The organism is Amycolatopsis sp. NPDC051106 (assembly GCF_040682775.1).
Lineage (GTDB): Bacteria > Actinomycetota > Actinomycetes > Mycobacteriales > Pseudonocardiaceae > Amycolatopsis.
Genome location: NZ_JBFBBQ010000098.1, coordinates 25,168 through 33,491, shown reverse-complemented (window position 1 = coordinate 33,491; position 8,324 = coordinate 25,168). Strand labels below are relative to the sequence as shown.

Sequence of the window (8,324 nt, the reverse complement as noted above, 5' to 3'; positions counted from 1 at the left end):
ATGACTCATTCCTGGCATCCGACGCCAGGAATGAGTCATTCACTGCATCCGAGGTGACCCTTTCCGCGATCCTGACGAAAGCCGGGTCGCGCCCGAAGATGCCCGACCCGGCCCTTCCTCACTGCCGGGCGACCACCCGGACCGACTTCAGCTCGGAGTCGGCCGGGTCGGGCAGTTCCATCCCCGCCTCCAGCCCGCTGCGCAGGTAATCCAGGATCGGCTTCGTGATCACTTCGCCCGGCAGCACGCCGGGAGCGCCCGGCGGGTACGGCGTGATCATCTCCGCCGCGATCCGGCCTGGTGCCTCGTCCAACGAGACCTGCTCCGCCGGGCCGAAAAACGCGTCGCGCGGCAGCATCGCCGTCTCCAGCTCGAACTCCGCCGGCGGCGGGATCTCGACCTTCGGCGGCGTCTTGAACCCCGGCGCGGCCTTCAGCAGCGCTTCGAGCGCGGAGACGAGCACGCCCGTCGTCTCGTCGTCATCCGAATGGTTGATCTGGGCCACGATCCGGCGATGGTCCGACAGCCCGACGGTGACGTGCTGCTGCTCGCGGAGCCAGTCGGCGGCCTGGTACCCGCTGATGCCCAGCGGTGCGAGGTCGAGCACGACCTTCAGCGGGTCCACGGAATCCGCGAGGTCCGGCCCGAGGAACTCGTCGTGCAGCACCGTGAACCCGAGGTCGGATAGCCGGCCGCGCACCGACTTCACCAGGGTGAGGGCGCCGTCCAGGAGTTCCTTGCCCTGTTCGGCCATCTGCCGCCGCCAGCCGTCGAGGGCGGCGTACACCAGCGAACTCGGGCTCGTGGTGCCGAGCAGGTCCTCGCGCGACTTCAGCACGTTCGGGTCCACGCGGTCGCCCTGCAGGTGGAACACCGAACTCTGCTCGACGGCCGCGCCCATCTTGTGCACGCTCGTGACGCACACGTCGGCGCCCGCGAACATCCCCCACGGCGGCAGGCCGTCGTGGAACGGCAGGTGCGCGCCCCACGCCTCGTCGACGATCAGCGGGAGATCGCGCGCGTGGCAGAACTCCGCGACCGCGCGGACGTCGCCGCAGGTGCCGTAGTCGGTCGGCGTCACCATCAGGGCGCCCTTCACGTCGGGGTCCCGTTCGAACGCCTCCGCGTACTCCCGCGGGCCAGGCGGGTGGGTCAGGTGCTGCCCGGCGTCCCAGTGCGGCCGCACCCACACCGGCTGGACGCCGCTGACGATCAGCCCGGACACCACCGACTTGTGGACGTGCCGCGGCACCAGCAGCTTCTCGTGCGGCCCGGCGACCGCGAGCATCGCGCTCTTCACCGAAAGCGAGCTGCCGCAGGTGGAGAAGAACGTGTGCTCGGCGCCGACCGCGTCGGCCATCAGTTCCTGCGCTTCGGCGAGCACGCCCTGGCGCATCAGCCGGTCGTCGAGGCCGTTGAGCGCGATGACGTCGGACTCGAAGACCTTCGCGCCGACGATCTCCAGCACTCGCGGGTCGACACCCCGGCCCTGCTTGTGGCCGGGCGCGTTGAACGGGACGTAGCCGATGCGGTGGTAGTCGCGCAACGCTTCCAGCACCGGTGCCTTGGTGTGGTCCATGCGCGCGAGTAACCGCATTCGGTCCGTGTGAAACACTGCCGCTGGTGTGACCGTGCGTGGTGGGGGTATTCCGATGGGCATGGAGTGGCACGAAGAGCTGCACGAGCGGGCCGACGAGCGGATCGAGCGGCTGGACGAACGGCTGTGGGCGGTCGCGACCGCGCTGCACGAACGGCCGGAACTGTCCTATGAGGAGCACGCGGCCGCCGAACGCCTGACCCGGGAGCTCGCCGAGGACGGCTTCGCCGTCGAAACCGGCGTCGCGGGACTGCCGACGTCGTTCCTCGCGCGGGCCGGGAGCGGGCGGCCGTGCGTCGCGCTGCTGCTGGAGTACGACGCGCTGCCCGGGCTGGGCCACGCGTGCGGCCACAACCTGATCGCCGCGGCCGGCCTCGGAGCCGCCTTGGCGGCGCGCGCCGTGCTGGCGGACAGCCCGGGCTCGCTGCTCGTCGTGGGGTGTCCCGCCGAGGAACGCGGCGGCGGCAAGGTGGCGCTGGCCGAGGCGGGCGTGTTCGACGACGTCGACGCGGCCCTGATGGTCCACCCCGGCGTCCACTCGTGGTCCTGGGCCCCGCTGACCGCGCAGGTGGAGCTGAAGGTGACCTTCCACGGCCGCGCGGCGCACCCGACCGGCGACCCGGAAGCCGGCATCGACGCGCTCGCCGCGCTGATCCAGGCGTTCGGCGCGGTCTCGTCACTGCGCCAGCGGCTGCCCGCCGGCTCCCATGTCCAGGGGATCATCACCCACGGCGGCGAGGCGACGAACATCGTCCCCGACCGCGCCGAGGGACGCTTCGGGCTCCGCGCGCTCACGACCGGTGCGCTGGACCGCCTGGTCGAGGACGTGACGACGGGCGCGCAGGGCGCGGCGCTCGCGACGGGCACGAAGGTCGACGTCGAACGTCTCGGGCGCGGCTACGCCCACTTCCGCGACAACCCGGTGCTGTCCGAGCGGTTCACCGAGCACCTGGCGGCGCGCGGGATCCACGCGACTCCGCCGGCGCCGGGGGTCTTCCTGGGTTCGTCGGACATCGGCGACGTGAGCGTCCGGGTCCCGGCGATCCACCCGTTCGTGGCGATCACGGCGGAGGAGTACTCCGACCACACGCCGGAGTTCGCCGCGGCGGCGGCGAGCCCGCGCGGCCGCTCGGCGATGCTGGCGTCCGCGGCGGCACTGGCCCGCACGGCGATCGACCTCCGGACGCACCCGGCGCTCGTCAGCCGGGCGTGGGACTGCTTCCGGGACCTGGCGCGCAACGAGCGCTGATTCGGCCGTTCGGGTGAACCGGCCGCCCCGGCCTCAACCGCCGGGCGGGCCGGGGCGTGTCCGCCGTGGCAGAACCGCGGGGGACTCGTCGAAGGGAACGATGCATGCGCATCCTGGCTCGGATCGGTGCGGCACTGGGGACTGCGGTGGTCGTCACCGTGGCGACCACGGGAGTGGCGGCGGCCGCGCCGTCCGGCTTCACCGTCGTGGTGAACCACAGCACGGGAGGCCGGGCGATGTCTGCCACCGGGACGATGAGCTGGTCGGCGTCCGCGAGAACGGTGACGTTCGGCCACGTGACCAACGTGACCTCGGCCGACGAGTGCGCCAGCCTGACGCTGACCGGCTTTCAGGGTTCGACCAGGGTGGCGACCTTCCCCGACGAACTCGGGCTGTGCACCCACGACAGCATGGACCACGGGATCGACTACGGCACCCTGACTCTGACGACCGATGTTCCGGGCGGCATCGACCACGTGGTCATCCGGCTGACCGACGTCAACCACGTGATCAGCCACTACGCGAACTGCTACCGCACCGCGTCCACCTGTCAGCAGGGCTAGCGCCTTCGCCACCCGGGTGCTGGTGGCCGGGAGGTCGCCGGCCACCAGCACCCCCGGCCTACGCCACCGAGGTGTAGTGCGAAGCGTCCCCTTCCAAGGACTCGCTCGGCCGCCCGTCGATGCCCGCCGGGATGTCGCCGGCCACCGTCACCCGGTTGAGGCGCCGGGGGAGGCCGTCGTAGTTGTCGATCGCGTAGTGCTGGGTGATCCGGTTGTCGAACAGCACCAGCTGGTTCGGCTCCCACGCCACGCGCACGACGTTCTCCGGCCGCGTCACGTAGGACTGCAGCAGCCGCAGCAGATCGCGGGACTCGCTCACCGACAGCCCTTCGATCCGCTGCGCGAACCCGCCGATGAACAGGCCGCGCTCGCCGGTCACCGGGTGGACCCGCACCACCGGGTGCACGGTCCGGTACTTGCGCGAGACGAACTGGGCCCGCCGGGCCTGCTCCTTGTCGTCCACCGTCTCCGGCGGCTGGACGTAGTCGTAGTCGTTCGTGTGCACGGCACGCAGCGTGTCGGCGAACGCCCGCAGCGGCCCGGGCAGGTCCCGGTAGGCCGCGGCCGCGTTCGCGATCAGCGTCTCCCCGCCGTAGGGCGGCACCACCAGGCTGCGCAGCGTGCTGGCTTTGGGCGGGTTGAGCACGAACGTGACGTCGGTGTGCCAGTGGTTGGCCCGGCCCAGCTCGCTGTCGACCGGCAGGATCGTGGGCGCGCCGTCGGCCGCGGGCACCGTCGGGTGCGCCTTGGTCAGCTCGCCGAAGCGCGCGGCGAACCGCTGCTGGCCCTCGTCGTCGAGCTCGGTGTTGCGGAACACCAGAGCCTTGTGCTCGTGCAGGGCGTCGGCCAGGAAGGCGACCTGGGACGCGTCGAGGTCGCCGGCGGGGTCGAGGCCGATGATCTCGGCGCCGATCCTGCCGGTGATCTTGCGGACGTCGGTGCTCAGCGTGGTCATGCGGGCTCCTTCACTCGGGTGCGGTTGGCGGGACGCGCGAGGCCGTAGTGCTCGCGCAAGGTGGTGCCGGAGTACTCGGTGCGGAACAGCCCGCGCCGCTGCAATTCCGGGACGACGAGGTCGACGAAGTCGTCGAGCCCGCCGGGCAGGGTGGGCGGCATGACGTTGAAGCCGTCCGCGGCGCCGCCGGTGAACCAGGCCTCCAGCTCGTCGGCGACCTGGACCGGCGTCCCGGCGAAGACGCGGTGCCCGCGCCCGCCGGCCAGCCGCTCCAGGAGCTGCCGGATGGTGAGGTCTTCGCGCCGCGCCAAGCCGACGACCAGCTCGAAGCGGCTCTGACCGCCTTCGGTGAAGCTGCCGACATCCGGCAGCGGGCCGTCCAGGGGGTAGCCGGTGACGTCGTGGTCGAGCATTTTGGACAGCTGCCGCAGCCCGTAGTCCGGCGTGATCAGCGCGTTGAGCTCGGCTTCACGCTCGCGGGCCTCGGCTTCGGTGCGGCCGAGGATCGGCGAGATGCCGGGCAGGATCTTGATTTCGTCCGGTGTCCGGCCGTATTTGGCGAGCCGCCCCTTGACGTCGTCGTAGAACGCCTTGCCCTCGGCGAACGTCTGTTGCGCGGTGAAGACAGCTTCGGCGTGGCGGGCCGCGTACTCCTTGCCGGTCTCGGACGAGCCCGCCTGGACCAGCAGCGGGTGGCCCTGGACCGGGCGTTCGATGTTGAGCGGCCCGCGGACCTGGAAGTGTGCTCCGTTGTGTTCGATCGCGCGGATGCGCTCGGTGTCGGCGTACACGCCGGTGTCGCGGTCGACGAGCGCGGCGTCGTCGTCCCAGCTGTCCCACAGCTTCTTGACGACCTCGATGAACTCGTCCGCGCGTTCGTAGCGCGCGGAATGCGACGGCCGCTTCGCCAAGTTGAAGTTCCGGGCCTCGTCGATGCCCGCGGACGTGACGATGTTCCAGCCCGCGCGGCCGCCGGAGAGGTGGTCGAGCGAAGCGAACTTGCGCGCCAGGTGGTAGGGCTCGTTGTAGGTCGTCGACGCCGTGGCGATGAGTCCGATGTGGACCGTCGAGGCGGCGAGCGCCGAGAGCAGCGTCAACGGCTCGAAGTGGCTGTGGGAGTTGTGCTTCACGTTGCCCCACAACGCCACGCCGTCGGCGAGGAAGAGCGAGTCGAGCTTGCCGCGCTCGGCGGTCCGGGCGATGTCGACGTAGTGCTGCAGCGTCCGCGCCCGGTGCGGGTCGGTGGACGGGTGCCGCCACGCGGCTTCGTGGTGGCCGTTCGGCATCACGAACGCGTTGAGGTGCAGGTGCCTGGTCATGGCTTCTCCTTGGGGCGCCAGGTCGAAAACCGCCGTTCGAGGACGACGAAGCCGGAGTTGACGAGCACTCCGAGCACCGAGACCGCGATGATCCCGGCGTACATCTGCTGGATCTGGAAGTTCACCTGGCTGGTGTTGATCAGGTAGCCGAGCCCGGCCTTCGCGCCGACCATCTCGGCGGCGACCAGCACGAGGATCGAGTAGGACGCCGCCATCCGGATGCCGGTGAACACCGTCGGCACCGCCGAGGGCAGGATCACCTTCCGGAACAGCCGCGGGCTGGACAGGCCGAGCGAGCGAGCCGCCTTGACCAGCAGCGGATCCACCGTGTTGACGCCGGCGATCGTGTTGAGCAGCACCGGCCACACGCACGCGTAGACGACCAAGGTGACCTTCGACAGCTCGCCGATGCCCAGCAGCAGCGTGAACACCGGGAGCAGCGCCAGCGCGGCGGTGTTGCGGGCCAGCTCCAGCAGCGGCTGCAGGAACCGCGCGACCGGCCGGTACCAGCCGATCAGCAGGCCGAGCGGCACCGCGACCGCCACGGCGATCGCGAACCCGGCGGCCGACCGCCCGACGCTGGCCAGCAGGTGCTCGGCGAGCTGGCCGTCGAGGGCGAGTTCCCAGAGCGCCCGCAGGTCTTCCGACAGCGGCGGCAGGAAGGTCCGCGTGCCCTCGTCGAGGACGAACCGGGGGAGCAGCTCCCAGAGGGCGACGAAGAGCACGACCGCGGCCGAGCCGTGTACGGTGCGGGTGAGCTTCTTCGCGAACCGCCGTGGTCGTGGCGCTGCGGGCGCGGGTCCGGTGTGGACGGACGGTGCTTCGAGGGTGGTGGTCATCCGGCCGCGCTCCGTTCGTGTTGGGCCGCCTTGCGGACCTCGTCGTGCAGCAGTTCCCAGAGCCGGTGGCGCTGCCGCCCGAACGCCGGGTCGGAGCGGACGTCCCCGGCGCGGTCGCCGAGGTCGATGTCGACGACGGCTTTCAACCGGCCGGGCCGCGACGTCAGCACGGCCACCCGCTGTCCGAGGTAGACGGCCTCGTCGATACCGTGGGTGATGAACACGATCGTCTTGCCGGTCCGGCGCCAGATCCGCAGCAGCTCGTCCTGCAGCTGCTCGCGGGTCTGCGCGTCGAGGGCGGCGAACGGCTCGTCCATCAGCAGCACGGCGGGGTCGTAGGCGAGGCTGCGGGCGATCGCGACGCGCTGCTTCATCCCGCCGGACAGCTCGTGCGGGTAGCGGTCCTCGAAGCCGGAAAGCCCGACGAGGGCGAGGTATTCGCGCGCCCGCTCGGCCCGCTGCCGCTTCCCGAGCGGCCCGCCTTCGAGCCCGAACTCGACGTTGGCGCGGGCGGTGCGCCAGGGGAACAGCGCGTACTGCTGGAAGACGACCCCGCGGTCGAGGCCCGGGCCGCGCACCGGCTCGCCGTCGATGAGCACCTCGCCGGACGTCGGGGTGGTGAGCCCGCCGAGCAGGTCGAGCAGCGTCGACTTGCCCGAGCCGCTCGGCCCGACCAGCGAGAGGAAGGTGCCGTCGGCGACGTCGAGGGAGACGTCGTCGAGGGCGGTGAGCGCGCCGAACGTCTTGGTCACCGAACGGATCCTGATCACTTGGTCACCGCCGGGGCGCCGTCGCGGTAGGGGTTGAACTCGTTGGTGTAGAGCTTCGAGGTGTCGATCCGGTCGCCCTTGATGTAGCCCTGCTGCTTCAGCCACGGCTCCCAGAGCGTGTAGTCCTTGTCGGCGATGAGCCCGCCGTGGGTGACGCCGACGCTCTTCCAGTACTTGAGGGTGCCGGTGTTCTCGTTGCGGCCGCGGGCTTCGATGATCTTGGTGAAGCGGGCGATCACCTCCTCGCGCGGGGTGGTGCGCTCCCACTCGATCGCCCTGGCCACGGCGGAAACGAAGATCTTCGTGGTCTCCGGGTACTTCTTGACGAAGTCGGTGCGCAGCACGTACGGCCCGCCGTTGTAGGGTCCGAAGGCCTGGACGTCGCTGAAGAGCGAGCGGATGCCGCCGGCGGCGAGGGCGTGGTCCTGCAGGATGCCCTGCAGCGCGACGACGTCGAGCTGGCCGTTGCGCAGGGCCTGCTCGGCGTTCACCGGCGGGATGACGACGAGCTGGACCTGCTTGATCTCGTCGTCGGACAGCCCCTGCTCCTTCAGCCAGGTGTCGAGTGCGGCCTCCAGGTTGGCCCCGGCCGTGTTGACGCCGACCTTCTTGCCGATCAGGTCGCGGGCGGTCCGGATCGGACTGTCCTCTTTGGTGTAGTAGCCGATGAACGCCTGGTCGTCGGAGCCGTAGTAGTTGACGACGGCCTTGATCGGCGCGCCGGCTTCGGCGAGCTTGACGACCGCGCCGGTGAAGGCGCCGCCGAAGTCGGTCTGGTCGGTGGCGGCGGACTGGATGTCCTGCGGGCCGCTGATCGTGTTGCCGACCCACTTCAGCTTGACGGGGCCGAAGTAGCCCAGGTCTTCGGCGAGTTCGGGCAGCGTCACGGAGTTCGCGCTGCCCTGGTAGCGCAGCTCCAGCTTTTCCGGTTGCCCGGGAGCGCCGGTCGCCGTGGCCGACGCGCACCCGGCGAGCAGCACCGCGGCGGCGGCCAAGAGGGGCAAGGTTTTCTTCACGGTGGTTCGTCCGTTC

At 70.8% G+C, this 8,324-nt stretch carries 8 protein-coding genes; 2 read left to right on the top strand and 6 right to left on the bottom strand.

Translation table 11 applies throughout. From position 1 onward, the window contains the following. Positions 1-118: 118 nt before the first annotated feature. Positions 119-1,579 (bottom strand): ornithine decarboxylase, encoded by a 1,461-nt coding sequence (locus AB0M83_RS41165; RefSeq protein ID WP_364526058.1) that lies wholly within the window; start codon positions 1,577-1,579, stop codon positions 119-121. Between the two features lie 79 nt (positions 1,580-1,658). Here AB0M83_RS41165 and AB0M83_RS41160 point away from each other — a divergent pair, with 79 nt between their 5' ends. Both AB0M83_RS41160 and AB0M83_RS41155 read left to right on the top strand, forming a co-directional pair. Then, entirely contained in the window at positions 1,659-2,846 is a 1,188-nt protein-coding gene (locus AB0M83_RS41160) for an amidohydrolase (protein WP_364526056.1), read from the top strand. A gap of 104 nt (positions 2,847-2,950) precedes the next feature. Then, entirely contained in the window at positions 2,951-3,409 is a 459-nt protein-coding gene (locus AB0M83_RS41155; RefSeq protein ID WP_364526054.1) for a hypothetical protein, read from the top strand. 58 nt (positions 3,410-3,467) lie between these two features. Here AB0M83_RS41155 and AB0M83_RS41150 read toward each other — a convergent pair whose 3' ends face one another. Genes AB0M83_RS41150 through AB0M83_RS41130 form a run of 5 tightly spaced genes read right to left on the bottom strand, consistent with a single transcriptional unit; the run spans position 3,468 to position 8,308 of the window. After that, positions 3,468-4,364 (bottom strand): TauD/TfdA family dioxygenase, encoded by an 897-nt coding sequence (locus AB0M83_RS41150; protein WP_364526052.1) that lies wholly within the window; start codon positions 4,362-4,364, stop codon positions 3,468-3,470. Beyond that, the gene (locus tag AB0M83_RS41145; protein ID WP_364526050.1) at positions 4,361-5,683 is read right to left on the bottom strand and encodes an LLM class flavin-dependent oxidoreductase; all 1,323 of its coding nucleotides are present in this window, start codon (positions 5,681-5,683) and stop codon (positions 4,361-4,363) included. Before AB0M83_RS41145 ends, AB0M83_RS41150 begins: the two co-directional genes overlap by 4 nt. Beyond that, complete coding sequence (locus tag AB0M83_RS41140; RefSeq protein WP_364526048.1) at positions 5,680-6,522, bottom strand: ABC transporter permease; 843 nt, start codon at positions 6,520-6,522, stop codon at positions 5,680-5,682. Before AB0M83_RS41140 ends, AB0M83_RS41145 begins: the two co-directional genes overlap by 4 nt. After that, on the bottom strand, positions 6,519-7,292 hold the full coding sequence (locus AB0M83_RS41135; protein ID WP_364526046.1) for an ABC transporter ATP-binding protein: 774 nt from the start codon (positions 7,290-7,292) through the stop codon (positions 6,519-6,521). Before AB0M83_RS41135 ends, AB0M83_RS41140 begins: the two co-directional genes overlap by 4 nt. After that, on the bottom strand, positions 7,289-8,308 hold the full coding sequence (locus tag AB0M83_RS41130; RefSeq protein ID WP_364526044.1) for an ABC transporter substrate-binding protein: 1,020 nt from the start codon (positions 8,306-8,308) through the stop codon (positions 7,289-7,291). The genes AB0M83_RS41135 and AB0M83_RS41130 overlap by 4 nt, the downstream gene beginning before the upstream one ends. Positions 8,309-8,324: the final 16 nt, after the last annotated feature.